This window comes from Acinetobacter sp. 766875, from assembly GCF_000582055.1.
In the GTDB taxonomy this organism is placed as follows: domain Bacteria; phylum Pseudomonadota; class Gammaproteobacteria; order Pseudomonadales; family Moraxellaceae; genus Acinetobacter; species Acinetobacter nosocomialis.
This window is the reverse complement of record NZ_JEXX01000012.1, coordinates 76,372-92,561: the sequence shown is the minus strand read 5'-3', so window position 1 is coordinate 92,561 and position 16,190 is coordinate 76,372. Positions and strand designations below refer to the sequence as shown.

The window sequence follows — 16,190 nt, the reverse complement described above, 5'->3', positions numbered from 1 at the left end:
CATTGCACCGACAGGGAAACCACCGCCCAATGCTTTTGCAGTAGTAAGCACATCCGGTGTAACACCGTAGTTCATGTAAGCATAAAGTGAACCTGTACGACCGACACCTGTTTGCACTTCATCAAAAATAAGTAAGGCACCGAACTGATCACACAGTTCACGTAAACCTTTTAAAAATTCGATATCAGCAGGAATTACCCCACCCTCACCTTGTACAGGCTCTACAATTACTGCACAGGTTTGCTCATTAATAACTGCTTTAGCCGCTTCTAAATCATTATAAGCAACATGGCTAATGCCGTTTGGAAGTGGTGCAAAGTCTTGTGAATATTTTGGCTGACCACCAGCCGAAACGGTAAATAAAGTACGGCCGTGAAACGCATTGTTAAATGCCACAATACCGCTTTTACCTGAGACACCACTGTCGAGTCCAACTTTACGAGCAAGCTTTAATGCTGCTTCATTTGCTTCTGCACCTGAGTTACAGAAGAATACTTTGTCTGCAAATGTATTTTCAGTGAGTTGTTTAGCAAGACGCAGTACGGGTTCATTGGTATAACCATTGCCGACATGCCAAAGTTTTTTTGCTTGTTCTGTTAACGCATTAACTGCCACTGGATGCGCATGACCTAATGCATTTACTGCAATCCCGCCTGCAAAATCGATATATTCTTTATTTTCTTGATCCCAGATACGTGAACCTTCACCACGTACCGGAATGAAATTTGCCGGTGCAAATACTGGAACCATCCAGTCATTAAAGTTGCTTCGAGTTACAGAAATTGGCTGTTCCATGCTTACCTCAGTATCTATTTAATTTATTTAATCTGTCTTACTGTCTTTAATTCATTTAGAAAAAGGGACTGAACAAATAACCCTATACATCCTTTATATTTGCTCAGCCCACTTTTCCTAAAAGGTAATTTCCTCAGATTAGCCTGGGAAAATCCCGCGTTCTTTACGAGCCTTTAAGATACGCTCACAAGCCAAGATGTAAGCTGCTGTACGTAAAGTACAAGCATTCTTATTCGCTGTATTCCAAACGTCATCCATTGCTTGAACCATCAACTTGTCTAAACGTTCGTTGATTTCTTCTTCGCTCCAGAAATAGCTCGCCATGTCTTGAACCCATTCGAAGTAACTTACAGTTACACCGCCGGCGTTACATACAACGTCAGGAACAACAACAATGCCACGCTCAACCAATACATCTTCAGCTTTAGGATAAGTCGGGCCGTTCGCGCCTTCTAAAATCAACTTAGCTTTAAGTTTTTCAGCACGCTCAACTGTGATTTGGCCTTCTAATGCAGCAGGAATAATGATGTCTACTTCAGCAGTCCAGAAATCTTCATCTGCAATTGATTGCGCACCAGCAAAACCGCCAACACCTTGGTTTGCGTTTACGTGCTCACGTAATGCAACAAGATCAATACCGTCAGCATTGAAAATTGTGCCAGTGTGGTCTTGAACGTGAGTGATTTTTGCTTTTGATTCAACAAATAAGAAAGCAGCTTCACTACCTACGTTACCAAAGCCTTGTACAGCAACTTTCGCGCCTTCAATTGGTAAGTTGATTTTTGCAGCAACTTCACGGCCAGTAACGAATACACCACGACCAGTCGCTTTAACACGTCCTAAAGAACCGCCTAAGTGAACTGGTTTACCAGTTACAACACCAGTCACTGTGTGACCTTGGCTAGTAGAATAAGTATCCATCATCCAACCCATGATATTGGCATTTGTACCAACGTCTGGAGCAGGAATGTCTTTTTGAGGTCCGATAATGTGACCAATTTCAGTCGTATAACGGCGAGTTAAACGCTCTAATTCACGCGTAGATAATTTACGTGGGTCAACACGGATACCACCTTTTGCACCACCAAATGGCAAGTTCAAAACAGCAGTTTTAATTGTCATCCATGCAGACAACGCCATCACTTCATTTAAATCAACATTTGGATGGTAACGAACACCACCTTTACCAGGACCGCGAGACAAGTTGTGTTGTACACGGTAGCCTTCAAAGTGCTGGATTGAACCGTCATCCATTACGATTGGTACATCAACAATAAGAGCACGCTTAGGGCGCTTTAAAGTATCGATATAATCAGCTAAGTGTTCTAGATATGGCGCTACACGGTCAATTTGTGCCAAGTAAGTTTGCCATGCATCGCTATGTTCGTTTACGTATGAAAGATCTGACATCTTTTTTCCTATATACCTACATAGACTCAGATGTGATAAATCCGTAGTCTTTATTATTCAGCAACCAAAACCTTGCAATAACAATGTTTTGATTTATTTATAAAATCTTCCGCTCTTCTAAAGCTTCAGACCTTTTAAATTCCATCTTGTGATATCAAAAGTAAGATTTACTTTTATATATCGATATCTTTTACAATCTTTCTCTTGCCTCATCTGCTGTTTATAAAAAATGTCTTTATAAAAGCAAAAGTTCCACCGCAATCAACTCAAACAAGTCGATTGGAAATAAGTGCAAAAGAGGTGACATAACCGTTTGGGAGTTAAAAAGAACTAGGGTTCATAAAACAAAAAAACCATAAGTCCATGAAATTATTTTTGACTAATCGATAGATCCCTCCATTAGTCTTTTTAAATAAAAATTGTTCAATAATACTGCAAGCTTCACATCACTACTCAAGCTGATTAATCGCGCTTTCATATAGACATAAAATCTTTAAGTAAATATAGCACAGAGCAAGATAATTTAGAACATTTTAAAATAAACAAGCAGAGAAAAAATAATCAATTTCCCCGAAATTTTATAATAAAAAAGTAACAAAGCCTAAAAAAAGCCTCAGCCATAATAATTTTATTTTATGGAAATTTAAAAAATATTAAAATTAAAAATGGTTAAAAAATTAACATTTAATAACAATAACTTAATTAAAAAAAATTTCAAAAATCCTTCAAATTTTTTAGAAAATTTCATAATATTTTTTTGTACAGTCTTATTTAAAATAAAAAATAGAAATATAAAAATTACACAGCCCTTAAATAATCATGTTAAACATATACTTATTTAAAGACTTATAATAATTAGCTATTAATAACATTCCGATAAATGGTTAATTTATGAATCATTATTTGAATTTATTATTAAAATAAAAAAAACATTTTTAAAAAAAATATATAAAAGTACTCTTCTATGCACAATTTATAGACATAAAAAAAAAGGTCCCATGAGGGACCTCTTATCAACCAAATTAAGCAATAAATAGGCTTAGTTTAGAGCACTCTCTTTCTTATGATAAAAGACAAAATAGCTGATATAACACAGCAAGATAAAGATAATACAGCAGATAAATCCAACCTGCATAGATGGATCAAACACCATACTGATACAAGTAACTATACAAAATAGCCCACCTACAATTGGAGTAAGAGGGAAAAGCGGCGCAGCGAATCGTAAATCTTTTGCTGTTTTTCCTGACTTATACCATTGTCTACGGAAGTTAAATTGTGAAATACAAATGGCAATCCAAACAACAACCATTGTAAAGGCAGCAACACCTAACAAATTTTTGAAAATTGTTTCTGGTGCAAACTGTTCTGAAAGCAACCCAGGAATAGCACCAAACATCGTCACAATAATGGCAACAATAGGTGTACCAGATGGTGTAAGTTTAGAGAAAATTTTAGGTAATTGATTTTTTGCTGAAAGCGACCACATCATTCGTGATGCAGCAAATAAACCAGAATTCGCAGCTGAAAGCAGCGCCGTAATAATTACGAAGCGGATAATGTCTTCTGCATACGGAATACCAATATAATTAAATACTGTCACAAATGGACTACTGCTCACATCATTTGCATTAAGACCCGCAAGATGAAATGGAAGCAAAGAACAAATGACAACAATTGTCCCCACAAAGAATATGAGCAAACGCCAAATCGCTGCATTAATTGCCTTAGGTACAGTCTTTGCCGGTTCCTCTGCCTCACCTGCAGCAACTCCAATAAGCTCAGTACCAGAGAAGGCAAAGTTTACAATGAGCATGGTTGTGAAAATTGGGAATAAACCGTGCGGGAACCAACCTTGAGCCGTTAAATTGCTGAATAACGGCGCTGTTTCATGTCCGTGATAAGGAATAAAACCAAAAATTGCCAATAAACCCAAAGTAATAAATACAATAATTGTTATAACTTTAATCAGAGCAAGCCAGAACTCAGATTCAGCAAATAAACGCGTTGAACTAATATTAAGGAAAAAGACGAGTCCACCAAAAAACAAAGTCCACGCCCAAACAGAAGTAGATGGAAACCATTCCTTAACCAGCAAAGCTGCGGCAGTAAATTCAGTTCCTAAAGTGGCAGTCCAAGTCAACCAATATAGCCAGGTAATCATATAACCTGTGCCCGGACCAATATAGCGTCGTGCGTATTCACCGAAAGAGCCCGATTCAGGCACATGAACCGCTAGCTCACCAAGACAGAGCATAACGGTATAGGCAATCAAACCGCCCAAGAAATAAGAGATAATTGCGCCAATTGGGCCAGCTTGAGCAATTACGTCGCCAGACCCTAAAAAAAGACCTGTACCTATGGCACCGCCAAGGGAGATCATCACCAAATGTCGAGTACTCATTGCTCGTTTCAAAGGTGCAGAACTTCCATGTTGCGATGCATCATTATTCCGATAATTTAATGATTGCATATAAAAAACTGTAACGACAATTTAGTAAAAAATCATTTTAGGAGAAAAAAATAAATATGCAATTATCTTTGAATAGTGAAGCTATTTTAAGCACACCTTCTCAACACAAATAAAATTGCAATAAAAAACAATTAATTAATAGACTCCAAAGCAATCATTGTATTTTAAATAACCCAACAATATTTCTTTAATTTATATAAAACTAAAAACCATTAATTTTTAAATATAATAATTTTTCGCTTAATTTATCATGGCTACTTTTAGCCCTATCTTTATTTAAAAATTAATCGCATTATTTATTTAAATAATGACTTTTGATTTTATATACAAATAAATTAATAAAAAAATATTTTTTGAGCAAAAAATAAAGCCCAAATTTGAAGATTTGGGCTTTATTTAATCAGTAAATTAAAATTAATAACTGGTCAGTACAAATTGTTGCGATGGTTGAACTGAACCTTCAATGTAGTCACAAACGCCTTGTTCATCACAATCTAAATTAAATTGCTTGTAGCTCAATGCAAAAAAATCAGCATATTGTTTAATGACAAACGGACTCATATCCGAGCTTAATGCATCACCTTGTTTGAATAATTTAATAATTTTTCGGTCATTCATACCTAACAAATAAATTTCATTATTTAATTCAATATGTGCAACTCCAGTCTGCTCTGTCACAATCGGGATCAGATACGATGTGTTTGCTAGCACAACATCTATAGCATAAGCTTCAAGCTTTAAATTAATTAAATTGAATACCAAGACTGTATCAGAGTGAGTCTGCAAACCTTTTTTATAAGTTGCAGCTTGCTGAATGTACTGAATTTTAATTCCAAGCTTTTGAAAATCGTGCTCAGTTGCCTGCTTTGTTTTTAAAAGACTACGTGTAATCGCTTGCTTGAGCGGGTTATCTAAATAACGTTCATCTAATTGAAAATCATTTTGACGTAAAATTTTTAATAACATGCTGTCATGGTATGTCAGCACATTCGCAAGTACATTACGGTAATAGAATTTACTTTGTTTTTTGATTTTACGTACATGTTGATAGAAATACGTTTCATCAAATTCATGCTCAATAAAATCATGTAACAGACTTGAGCTTGCCAATACTGATAAAGCTTCATGCCCTGTAAAAGGTAAATGAACCGTATGTAAACTTGGCAATAGCTCTTTTATTTTTAAGTAATGTTCGCGATCGACAGCAAAGTAAGGGTCATAAACAATAATATATTCACGACTTGCATCTACATCTTGCAACTGAATTTGCATATCTTTATTTGCAACAGCATCAAAGAATTCAGCATAGCGGCGGTCTTCAACCTGGTCAGGGTCAATTGAATATTGAGGAACAAATGCAACGATTCGATTCATATTTAAAAGGTTCGAATACTTGATTGCTGCATAGCCGCCCATTGAGCCGCCATAAGCTACAATATTTTTAAAACGCTGAAGAATAGGCAAAATGGCTTTGGCCATTTCAACCATACTGGCTTTTGGGAACCATGATTTTTGTTTTGGCATAATCCCAATAACATTGTATTGGTACTTTATTAGAGACTTTTCAGCATTGATAGATAAGCCACTCGCTCGGGTAATCAAATCGCCAAAAGAGAGAACTAATGTATTAGAATCGCCTTGTAAAAAAATGGCTCTAATGTGTTCGTCTTCAAAAATAATTTGCTTATCCATGCTCACACCGAAAGAAAATTTACTCCCACATACATCGTCAAAAATGAAACAAAATAGGTGTTTTGCCAATTTATGATTGCGGAGTATCTTATTTTATAGATGCCAGTCAGATTAAAAAGCGCAAAATATGACACAATCCTTACATCCTGCCGCTCAAAAAGGCTTCAGTTCCGCTGCGGAGCTTTATCAGCAAGTTAGACCGAATTATCCAGCAGAAATAGTCAGTTGGCTGCAAGAACGCCTCCAAATACATGAAAATTCTACTGTTATTGATCTTGGCTCAGGTACTGGCAAATTCTTACCCTACTTAAAACAAACCCATGCCAATATTCTTGCAGTAGAGCCAATTGGCGAGATGTTACAACAGCTTCAGCAAGCCTATACTGATATTAAAACTTTACAGGCGTTTAGCCACGCTATTCCGCTAGATGATCAACAAATTGATGCAGTCATTTGCGCTCAATCTTTCCATTGGTTTGACAACATGGAAACACTGACTGAAATCCATCGAATATTAAAACCGCAAGGACATTTGGGACTCGTGTGGAACCAGCGTGATGAACGTACGAACTGGGTAAAAGCCTTAGCAGATTTTTTGCTACCCCTTGAAGGTGATACACCGCGTTACCATAGTGAAAACTGGAAAAAGGTTTTTGAAAATCAAAATTTATTTAGTTTTGAAAGCTTAGAAACTTTTTCGCAATCACAGCATGGTACTGTCGAACAAGTGGTGAGTAAAAGATTACTCTCTACAAGTTTTATTGCAGCAATGACCGAAAAAGATCAATTACAGCTCAAAGCTCAATTTGAAAAAATTGTTTATGATTTTACAGGGCTAGGCCCACAAGATCAGATTGATTTTCCATATGTCACATATGCATATCACTTTCAGAAAAGTACGTCGTCAAATCATAGAGAATAGGTTCGGTTGAAAGCTATGTTTAAAAAAACGCCTCATATCATTTTAATGTCTTTGCTCAGCTCTAGCCTATTATTGACTGCTTGTAAAAAAGCAGATGAACCAGCAAAGACCGAACAACATCAGACAAATTCATCTACCGATCAGGTGATGGAAAAGCTCAATGAAAGACCTGTTAAAAAGTTCGCAGCCACTGCTGACGATGCGCATGACATTGCTTTATTAGAAGACTATGACCGTCGCTTTACTGAAATGAGCGATGAAATGGAAACTGAGCTAGAAAAAATGCATGCAGCAGGTACACTTACCACAGAGTTTGAACAGAAACGTACACTTGATAATGTACGTTCAGCATTAACTATGTTAAAAGACCTCGACTTAAAAACTGAACAAGGTCGTTATATTCAAGGCTTACTTTATCAATATTGGGAAAATCAAGAAAAACATATCAGTGATAAACAGGCCAATAAAGATGAACAAGTCAATCAACTTGCTGACTACTTACAAGCTCAGAACCAGTTGAAATACTGGAAAGCTTCACAGCAGCATTAATTTTATAGTGTGCAATAAAAAGCCTTCTGAACAAGAAGGCTTTTTAATTTATATATTTTGTTTTTCAACCCAATGAATCGATTGAACACGGAATAACTCACAAGCACCATCACCTGTATCACTTGAGGTTAAAGATGACCGCCAAACTAAATTTTTATCTTTAATTTCGACTAATTCACCTTTGAGGTATAGCAAGTCACCGCGTTTAACTTGTTTAATTTGTTGAGCAATTTGAGGACTCGCAGGAATGATGTGCATATTAGACACCATTTGCATCGCTTGCTCAGCAGGTACAGGAAGCTTACTCATTTTCCAGTTCAAATAGCGGTCATACTGTTTAACTGAAATGGTACGAGCAATATCTGGTTGAGCAAATAGCCCCCAACTTACCGCATAATCAATCGGTGAGAACTTAGCTTGTTCATCATTTTTATAAATTTTTGAACCTAAAATTCTAAAATTGCCTTGAAATGGCTGTAACACAGAAATTGATTGATCTTTTTCTATCGGTAACAAACCATTTGCAATATTATATTCACCAGAAGTAGAGGCCGTCGAAGCAAAAGCTGAGCTGATACATAAAGAGGCCAATAAGCCTAGCATTACATGTTGTTTTTTCATCGCTTTATACCTCAAATATTACTAGATCAAATGCAGCAGATCTCTAATTTATAGTAGCTCTAAGCGATGAAAAAAATATCAGTATTTAGTAACAATACAGATCAATTTCGTCTATTTTTGTGCCTAATTAAATTGATTGTTAATCTTCAAAATCAATTCGCAACGTTTCAAAACGTACCTTTCCTTCTTTTATTGCTTGAGCAATTGCTTGCTGTCCTTTGGTTAAACGAGCTCCCCCACTTTTAATATCAAGCAAGATAATCTGGATATCCTCGGCAGTTCCATCTCCATCTCTAAAATCGGTATAGCCATCAAAAATAACGTAATCAACCGGGTCACCCAGAAATTTGGCATCACTTGGTAAGTATTGAAACTCAGGTAAAATCGGAGCAAATTGTTCTGCCATTTTACCTTTTAATACAGCGCGGCTTGTATTCACACTCCGCTTTTGTGCCTGGGCAAGCGCCTGTTGATGCTCAAGCTCTAACTCCGCAATATATTGCTCGTATTCAGCCTTGATTCGACCATTACGGGTATTTGATAAAATAAGCGTTGTGATAATAATACCAATACCAGCACCTATAAGCATGGCCAGCCATACGGACATAAATTTTCCTTAATAAATACATATCATCACGGTAGATGAGCAATCATAACTAAAATTACGAACTAGCTTAAACTTTTGTCAAAGGCAGTCATCTACTTCTCATAAAAAGATGCTAAGGTATAAGCAGAACAAGTGTGCTGCTGAATATAACTGAATTTATGAAAACGATACTTATTGCAAATCAAAAAGGTGGATGCGGAAAAACCATGACAGCCATTACTTTGGCAACAGCTTTGGCACAAAAAGGATATAAAGTAGCTTTAGCGGATTCTGATAACCAAAAATCTTCCTTACAATGGTTAAAGCAACGTCCAGAAAATGTAGCTGCAATTCAAAGCCTTGATTGGCGCCAAGAAAAATCTATTGGTGATGCACCTAAAAATTTAGATTATTTAATTATTGATGCACCCGGCGCTCTTTCAGGCGACCATGCTGAACAATTAGTCAGCGAAGCTCATGCCATTATTACACCACTTCAACCTTCATTTTTTGATATCGACAGTACACGTCGTTTTCTCAAGCATTTGCAGGATATTAAACGTATTCGCAAAGGAAAAGTACAAATTTTACTGCTTGCAAATCGTGTTAAACCGAATAGTGCTAGCTCAAAAGATATTCAGCAATTTTTTGAAAAAATCGAACATGAACCGATTGCATGGATTGCAGAGCGTAGTGCTTATGGCAGTTTAGCAATGCAAGGTTTGAGTGTGTTTGATAAACCACAAAAAAACTTTATTGCAATTCAAAGCCAGTGGCAGCCACTTTTAAATAAACTAATCGAAGATAAGTCCGAGTGGTTTTAAAAATAACTTTTTCATTTTTATTGAGCAGGAATGTATAGATCAGCATTTCTGCCTAAAATTTGCCTCAGGTCATTTTTCAGTTAATATGACCCCATTCTATTTAAATAATTAGAGAATTTTTGTTCGTGCATCCATACGCTCCTACTTTACAGCGCGTTTTATTGTTTGGGCTGTTTTTCATCCTGTTATTTTTAGGATTTAACATCCTGAAGTACTTTATTGTACCTGTAGTTTGGGCTGCGATTATCGCCTACATGACTTGGCCAATTTATTTAAGAATTCAGCGTTTTTTTGGCGAAAACCGTAATAATTTAAATGCCACAGTCATGATTAGCTTTGTTATTTTAGTTGTTGGTGTACCCCTAATCTGCGCTATTTTTATTTTGCAACATGAAGGCCGCAATCTCTATCTTGATTTACAGCGTCAGGTTTTTTCTGGTCATTTAAGCGTACCTGATTTCATTAAAAATCTTCCTTTTATTGGCAAAGAAATAACCAGAACACTAAATGATATAAACACCGACCCAAATAGTACGATTCAGAGTATTGCAGCTTGGATACAAAGCCATTTAAGTTATGGGCGAGTTTTAATCAATGAAATTAGTAAAAATCTCGTCAAACTTGGTTTTGCAATTTTAAGTCTTTTCTTCTTTTACCGTGACGGTCACACGATCTTAACTCAAGTGAGTAAAGCCTTAGAAATGGTGATTGGCCTACGTATTCACCATTATCTAGATACAATTTCAGAAACAACCCGTGCCGTTGTCTATGGTGTCGGTTTAACTGCAATTGCTCAAGCAGTCCTTGCTGGATTAAGCTATTTCGTCGCTGGTGTACCCAATCCAATGGTGCTCACGATTGCGACGTTCTTATTAGCACTCATTCCCTTCGGTACCCCTGTTTCCTATTTAGGTGTTGGTCTATGGCTGTTTTCACAAGGGCAAACCATGGAAGCCATTGGCGTGGTTTTATGGGGTGTTCTGATTGTAAGTAGCTCAGACAATGTGATTCGCCCACTTGTAATTTCTGGTGCAACTCAAATTCCGTTTTTACTGATTATGTTTGGTGTACTGGGTGGTATTGCGAGTTTTGGTTTAGTCGGTTTATTTATTGGCCCTGTTATTTTAGCTGTTTTATTAGCGATTTGGCGTGAATGGCTTCATGAAACGATTGATCCTGAACCCATGCCTAAAACGACCATGATTTATGATTCGGATGATGATTTACCACCATCTAAAAATTAAGCCAATGATTTAAAAATGTTTCAGGATACAAAGTGACTATTTAAATTAACTTGTAGGGTTTACAGGCCTTTGCTTGAATAAAAAAATCAGATTTATATCTATAAGGACATCTAATAATGCCAGTATTAAATAAAATGAGTGCAGTATGTGCACTAACAGCTTTATTAACAGTTGGTTGTAGTACGGTAAGCAAAACAGTATCTGATACGACTCATGCATTAACGACAATGCATACCAAAAAAGTAGTCGATGTAAATGAAGTCACAGCTAATGGGATTGGTAAAAAAATAGGGACGATTAGCTTTCAAGACAGTGATAAAGGCTTAATTATTACCCCTGCTTTAGCAGATTTACCAAGCGGTACTCGTGGTTTCCATATTCATGAAAATGCATCGTGTGCTCCTGCTGTTAAAGATGGAAAACCAGGTGCTGCTTTAGCTGCAGGTAGTCATTATAATCCTAATCAAGCACCACATCATGGTACGCCAACTAACGGGCACTTGGGCGACTTACCAGCATTAGTCGTCGACAGCACCGGTGTTGCTACCACCGCTGTTATTGCGCCACGTTTAAAACTTGCTGACATTCAAGGTCGCGCAATCATGATTCATGCGGGCGGTGATAACTATTCAGATTCTCCTCTACCTTTAGGCGGTGGCGGAGCACGAATTGCCTGTGGCGTAATTCAATAATTTGTTATTTTTTAAATTGTGGGTATCTAAAAAGATATCCACAATTTTGTTATTTTATTAAGCAGTTTAGACAAATTAATTATTATAAAATCTTAAAAACAAACTGACTTTTTTAAATAAAACGCATAATATTTTTCAAGTAATAAAAATTTAAATATCCCTTATCACGTACCCTCTCACTTAGAAAAAAAGCCGTGAATTATTTGACTCAAATATTTAATCGTTTTAAAGCGAATTCAATTTTAATTTACTGCCTGCAAATTTTAATTGTACTCACAGGCACAACTTTAGGCTTACTGTGGTTGGGTCATAACGAACTCATTGTTCCTGTAACGTTAGGTGCGATTGCCGCAGCACTAACAGATTTTGATGATCGCTTAAGTCTTCGTTTACGCAACTTACTGTATGTCTGCCTACTCTTTTTTACTGTCAGCACTATTCTTGGATTTTTAGCACCCTATAAACTTTTATTTATTTTATATCTTTCAATTTCAAGTGCTTGTTTCATTTTATTGGGCGCCTTAGGTCAGCGCTACGCTACCATTTCTTTTGGTACAATTTTACTTTCAATTTATAGCATGTTTGGTTTAGGAGAATATGCTCACTGGTATCAACAGCCTACTTATTTTGTCTATGGCGCACTGTGGTACGGTCTAACTTCTATTTTATTTTTTCTTTTAAAACCAACCCTTCCTTTACAAGATAAGCTTTCGCAAATTTTTGAAGAAATCTCTGCCTTACTTCAAGCTAAAGCACGCTTGTTCGATCCTGATAATAAAGAAAATGTTGAACAGCTTTTATTTGAATTATCACTCCAAAATACGCAAGTCGCGCAAAGTCTTAACCAAATACGTAGTTCCCTGCTAACTCGTCTTAAGGCATCACGAGTCAGTAATAAAAGTATTTACTGGTTAAATCTGTACTTTTTTGCCCGCGATATACATGAACAAGCGACTTCTAATTATCTACACTACGAACATATTCAACAAAACTTTAGCCGTAGTGATCTTATTTTCCGTTTTCAAAAAAATCTGCGTCTACAGGCCCAAGCTTGCCACGATTTAGCCCAATGTATTTTGCATAATCAGCAATATCAGTCTTCTCAAGAAGGACAAATTGTTTTAAACCATCTGGAAAGTTCTTTAAAAGACTGGATACAACAACACCCGCAAAATTTTGAAGTTAAAAATCTAAAATTGATTTTTAATAATTTAAAAGACATGCATGAACAATTTGAACAGCTTCAATATGCTCAGCCGTTTAATGAAACGCTAAGTCAAAACAAACAAGAACACCTCAATTTACTAGATGATGATATTCAAGGTTTTTCTGACCTTGTTTTAAAAATTCGCCAGCAACTAACACCACAATCTGCCCTATTTAGACATGCAATACGAATTGCGGTTGTGTTTGCTGCGGGTTACGCAATTACTCTATTACCTTTTGCCCAACATGGCTACTGGATTTTACTCACTAGTTTATTTGTTTGCCAAATTACTTACTTTGCAACCAAAAGCCGTTTAAAGCTTAGAACAATTGGAACCTTACTTGGCGTTTTATGGGGTATTCCTATTTTGTATTTTGTTCCAAGCATTGAAGGTCAACTCATTCTCACTATTATTTGTGGAGTGAGCTTTTTCTACTTGCGCCAGAAGAAATATGCGTTGGCAACACTGATGGCAACCTTAATGGTATTGCTCATTTTCAACTTAAAAGGTGCAGGTTTCAGTATTATTTTACCTCGTCTAATCGACACCTTATTAGGCTGCTTTATTGCATGGCTTGCTGTTAATTTTATATGGCCAGACTGGAACTTTCGTAATATTCCAAACAATATTAAAAAAAGTAGCCAAGCCACACTGGATTATTTCAATATGATTGTTGAGCAATACCAGCATGGTAAAAATCAGGACATTGAATATCGTAGAATTCGCCGTGCTGCACATAATGCACAAATTGAGCTCTCGAATATGATTTCGAGCTTAAGTGCTGAGCCCAACCCGAAACCGGAGCTGATTCATTACGCCTTTCGTTATTTAGTTTATAGTCATAGCCAGTTGAGTTATGTCGCAGCATTAGGTAGCCAAAGACAAAAAATTGAAGATCAACAGGTATTACAGCTTTTACTGGATTGCCAGCAAATTCTTAACCAAAGTTTATTTGAACAAGTTTCTGTTGACTTGAATTTTATTGAGCAAACTTTAAAGCAAATTCAAAGCTTAACAACTCATGAAGACTTTTCAGAAAGCTACACGCTCGTGTTAAAACAAATGAGCTTACTATTAGAAACCTTGCCTGAGTTGTTGACCCTTAAAAACAAACTTTTAGAGCAAGAAATTAAGTAGAATAAAAAATACCGGAATATAAATTCCGGTATTTTTTTAATGTAAATTTTGTGCAACTCTTTCCTGCATTTCCTCTTTTAAGGCCAAGCGTGGTTGAGTAAACCACAAGGCAATAAATGCAAAAGCAGATAGCACGAAAGCCCATAAGTGAAATTGAGTATAGAGATAACGTACAAGCTCAATCATTGCAAAAAAGCTCGTCATTAATAGCATTGAAACAGCAGCAGCTACAGTTCCTTTCGACACTTCAGATGACATCAGTGCAAAGCGATACAACACTGAGAAACTAATTCCTTCACCAAAACAAATGAGTGTCATTCCTGTAAGTAAACAAGGAATTAAATAGGTTTGCCAAACAACACCTAATATTAAAATGACTGTACCAGTGAGCATAATTGGTAAACCAATCAGGACTGTTTTACCTAAAGCCAAACGGTCAATAATTTTAATTAAAACGATGTTACCTACAATTAAACCTAAAAATACTGGGAATTGAGCTAATCCATATTGCACACTCGTTAGCTTGAGCTCATCGACCAAAATAATTGGCGATAATGCAATCCAAAGCATAAGCGGCATACCGACAAGCGGTAAGGCTAGCGTTAAACCAAGGAATTGCCGATTGCTAAATACTTTTTTAAAGTCATCAAAAAGATAACTAAAAGGCTGTTTGGTCACACTTACCTTCTGACTCGGCATTTGTTTCTTTAAGCCAACCCAACTCAGCAGTGCAAGTAAAGCAATTGCCACAAAACCCCAGTGCCAAGATACATAATCAATTAAGAAGGCTCCAAGTACAGGTCCTAGCAAGGGCGCAAGCAATGAGATGTTTGCCATGAGTGCCATGACTTTAATTGCATCACGTTCGGCAAAATTTTCTTGAATTGCCGCATATCCGACTGCTGAAATTACACTTAGCCCAATACCTTGTAGAAAACGTAATGTCAGAAAGTGTTCGATTTGTCTTGTTAATAAAATTAAAAAACAACACAAGGCAAAAAATAATACACCAGTTAAAAGAACTTTCTTACGCCCCAATCGGTCTGATAAAGGCCCAAGTAACCATGCAACAGATGCACCACCTAATAAATAAAATGACATTGAAGACGGTGCCCAAGTTGCACTCACACCAAAATCTTCAGTAATTGCCAACATAGCTGGCTGAATCAGGTCATTACCAATATAAACCGCAAATTCAAATAGCACTAAAGCTAAAGGAAACATCAACGTTGTACGGTTCAACGCTGTCGTTTGAATATTATTCATGAGTTGTACACTTCAAAATAGCGGCCAAAATGTCTCAGTAACTACATATTGAAATAAATAATGTAGTCATGACGATGACAGTATGGTCAGTCAATCTTTAGTTAAGCTGTTATATGCCGTGAGAGTGCATGTTTAGAATGTGAAACACCGTATTCACAAGGTGTCTAAGACAAGAAAAAATGTATGACGTGAGATTCGGTAATTTTTACCATTTGGCTTAATTGCCGGATGACACAATATCACTTTTTATATTGATCATCAATCGGACAATTCCAACCATTTTAAATTCTATATTTTGCTTAACCTCAACCCACTTTTATATTGTGAATAACTCTAAAGTTATCCACATATCTTCTAAGGATTCAGCCTTAAGGACAAGGATTAACTTGAAAATCTGTTGTTTCCTGCCCTTTTGTACATTGGTAGCTTTGCTTTTTATTTACGATTTTCCAAATGGTCTGATCACGTTTTAATAAATATTCAGTACGTGTTTTTGATATAGCATCTTCACTAGGCACAGTTTGTAAAATAGTTACTTGTGCATTAGAAGCATCATCCAAAGCATTCATTTGCTGTGAAATACTTAAATTACTTGCGTTATTTAAAAGGTTTGGTTGATCGATCAAAACAGCTTGTATCGGACTATTAGCTTGAGGTGTAGGTGGGTTTGTATTCGGTGTACATGCACTCAGAACCAATAAATTACACATCATGAGTAAACCAATTTTTTTCATACTCAACTCCACCACAACTTCACCTTGATGCTAAAGG

The 16,190-nt window shown here is 36.4% G+C and carries 14 protein-coding genes; 6 read left to right on the top strand and 8 right to left on the bottom strand.

Annotation, left to right across the window (positions count from 1 at the left end; translation table 11 throughout):
• From J576_RS11890 to J576_RS11875, 4 genes are all read right to left on the bottom strand, one after another.
• Positions 1-795 (bottom strand): aminotransferase class III-fold pyridoxal phosphate-dependent enzyme (locus J576_RS11890; protein ID WP_033855605.1); only part of this gene is annotated, 795 nt, incomplete at its 3' end.
• 138 nt (positions 796-933) lie between these two features.
• Complete coding sequence (locus J576_RS11885; RefSeq protein WP_002048804.1) at positions 934-2,205, bottom strand: Glu/Leu/Phe/Val family dehydrogenase; 1,272 nt, start codon at positions 2,203-2,205, stop codon at positions 934-936.
• A 1,039-nt stretch (positions 2,206-3,244) separates the two neighbouring features.
• Entirely contained in the window at positions 3,245-4,678 is a 1,434-nt protein-coding gene (locus J576_RS11880; RefSeq protein ID WP_002048805.1) for an amino acid permease, read from the bottom strand.
• Between the two features lie 414 nt (positions 4,679-5,092).
• Positions 5,093-6,370: a hypothetical protein gene (locus J576_RS11875; protein ID WP_002048803.1), complete on the bottom strand. Its 1,278-nt coding sequence runs from the start codon at positions 6,368-6,370 to the stop codon at positions 5,093-5,095.
• 127 nt (positions 6,371-6,497) lie between these two features.
• Here J576_RS11875 and J576_RS11870 point away from each other — a divergent pair, with 127 nt between their 5' ends.
• Together J576_RS11870 and J576_RS11865 are read left to right on the top strand one after the other, a co-directional pair.
• Positions 6,498-7,292 carry a class I SAM-dependent methyltransferase gene (locus J576_RS11870; RefSeq protein ID WP_002048800.1) on the top strand — a complete coding sequence of 265 codons (795 nt, stop codon included), beginning with the start codon at positions 6,498-6,500 and terminating at the stop codon, positions 7,290-7,292.
• A gap of 15 nt (positions 7,293-7,307) precedes the next feature.
• Positions 7,308-7,841 carry a hypothetical protein gene (locus J576_RS11865; protein ID WP_002048806.1) on the top strand — a complete coding sequence of 178 codons (534 nt, stop codon included), beginning with the start codon at positions 7,308-7,310 and terminating at the stop codon, positions 7,839-7,841.
• A gap of 48 nt (positions 7,842-7,889) precedes the next feature.
• On the opposite strand, the gene J576_RS11860 is transcribed toward J576_RS11865, so the two are convergent.
• The gene (locus J576_RS11860; protein ID WP_002048809.1) at positions 7,890-8,462 is read right to left on the bottom strand and encodes a hypothetical protein; all 573 of its coding nucleotides are present in this window, start codon (positions 8,460-8,462) and stop codon (positions 7,890-7,892) included.
• Between the two features lie 139 nt (positions 8,463-8,601).
• The gene (locus tag J576_RS11855; protein WP_002048811.1) at positions 8,602-9,069 is read right to left on the bottom strand and encodes a Holliday junction resolvase-like protein; all 468 of its coding nucleotides are present in this window, start codon (positions 9,067-9,069) and stop codon (positions 8,602-8,604) included.
• A gap of 158 nt (positions 9,070-9,227) precedes the next feature.
• On the opposite strand from J576_RS11855, the gene J576_RS11850 reads away from it, so the two are divergent.
• The 4 genes from J576_RS11850 to yccS all read left to right on the top strand — a co-directional run bounded on the left by J576_RS11850 (position 9,228) and on the right by yccS (position 14,153).
• Entirely contained in the window at positions 9,228-9,872 is a 645-nt protein-coding gene (locus tag J576_RS11850; protein WP_002048798.1) for a ParA family protein, read from the top strand.
• Positions 9,873-9,997: 125 nt separating this feature from the next.
• Positions 9,998-11,116 (top strand): AI-2E family transporter, encoded by a 1,119-nt coding sequence (locus tag J576_RS11845; protein WP_002048810.1) that lies wholly within the window; start codon positions 9,998-10,000, stop codon positions 11,114-11,116.
• 116 nt (positions 11,117-11,232) lie between these two features.
• Complete coding sequence (sodC, locus tag J576_RS11840) at positions 11,233-11,808, top strand: superoxide dismutase family protein (RefSeq protein WP_002048807.1); 576 nt, start codon at positions 11,233-11,235, stop codon at positions 11,806-11,808.
• A 194-nt stretch (positions 11,809-12,002) separates the two neighbouring features.
• Positions 12,003-14,153 carry a YccS family putative transporter gene (gene yccS / locus J576_RS11835; protein WP_002048802.1) on the top strand — a complete coding sequence of 717 codons (2,151 nt, stop codon included), beginning with the start codon at positions 12,003-12,005 and terminating at the stop codon, positions 14,151-14,153.
• Positions 14,154-14,189: 36 nt separating this feature from the next.
• On the opposite strand, the gene craA is transcribed toward yccS, so the two are convergent.
• Positions 14,190-15,419 (bottom strand): chloramphenicol efflux MFS transporter CraA, encoded by a 1,230-nt coding sequence (craA, locus tag J576_RS11830; protein WP_004884654.1) that lies wholly within the window; start codon positions 15,417-15,419, stop codon positions 14,190-14,192.
• Positions 15,420-15,787: 368 nt separating this feature from the next.
• Positions 15,788-16,153: a hypothetical protein gene (locus J576_RS11825; protein ID WP_002051788.1), complete on the bottom strand. Its 366-nt coding sequence runs from the start codon at positions 16,151-16,153 to the stop codon at positions 15,788-15,790.
• Positions 16,154-16,190: the final 37 nt, after the last annotated feature.

Excerpts from the sequence above, each read along its gene's own strand:
- J576_RS11885 (WP_002048804.1), bottom strand. The coding sequence starts at position 2,205 with ATGTCAGATCTTTCATACGTAAACGAACATAGCGATGCATGGCAAACT.
- J576_RS11870 (WP_002048800.1), top strand. The coding sequence starts at position 6,498 with ATGACACAATCCTTACATCCTGCCGCTCAAAAAGGCTTCAGTTCCGCT.
- sodC (WP_002048807.1), top strand. The coding sequence starts at position 11,233 with ATGCCAGTATTAAATAAAATGAGTGCAGTATGTGCACTAACAGCTTTA.
- J576_RS11880 (WP_002048805.1), bottom strand. The coding sequence starts at position 4,678 with ATGCAATCATTAAATTATCGGAATAATGATGCATCGCAACATGGAAGT.
- J576_RS11850 (WP_002048798.1), top strand. The coding sequence starts at position 9,228 with ATGAAAACGATACTTATTGCAAATCAAAAAGGTGGATGCGGAAAAACC.
- J576_RS11865 (WP_002048806.1), top strand. The coding sequence starts at position 7,308 with ATGTTTAAAAAAACGCCTCATATCATTTTAATGTCTTTGCTCAGCTCT.
- J576_RS11825 (WP_002051788.1), bottom strand. The coding sequence starts at position 16,153 with ATGAAAAAAATTGGTTTACTCATGATGTGTAATTTATTGGTTCTGAGT.
- craA (WP_004884654.1), bottom strand. The coding sequence starts at position 15,419 with ATGAATAATATTCAAACGACAGCGTTGAACCGTACAACGTTGATGTTT.
- J576_RS11875 (WP_002048803.1), bottom strand. The coding sequence starts at position 6,370 with ATGGATAAGCAAATTATTTTTGAAGACGAACACATTAGAGCCATTTTT.
- J576_RS11855 (WP_002048811.1), bottom strand. The coding sequence starts at position 9,069 with ATGTCCGTATGGCTGGCCATGCTTATAGGTGCTGGTATTGGTATTATT.
- J576_RS11860 (WP_002048809.1), bottom strand. The coding sequence starts at position 8,462 with ATGAAAAAACAACATGTAATGCTAGGCTTATTGGCCTCTTTATGTATC.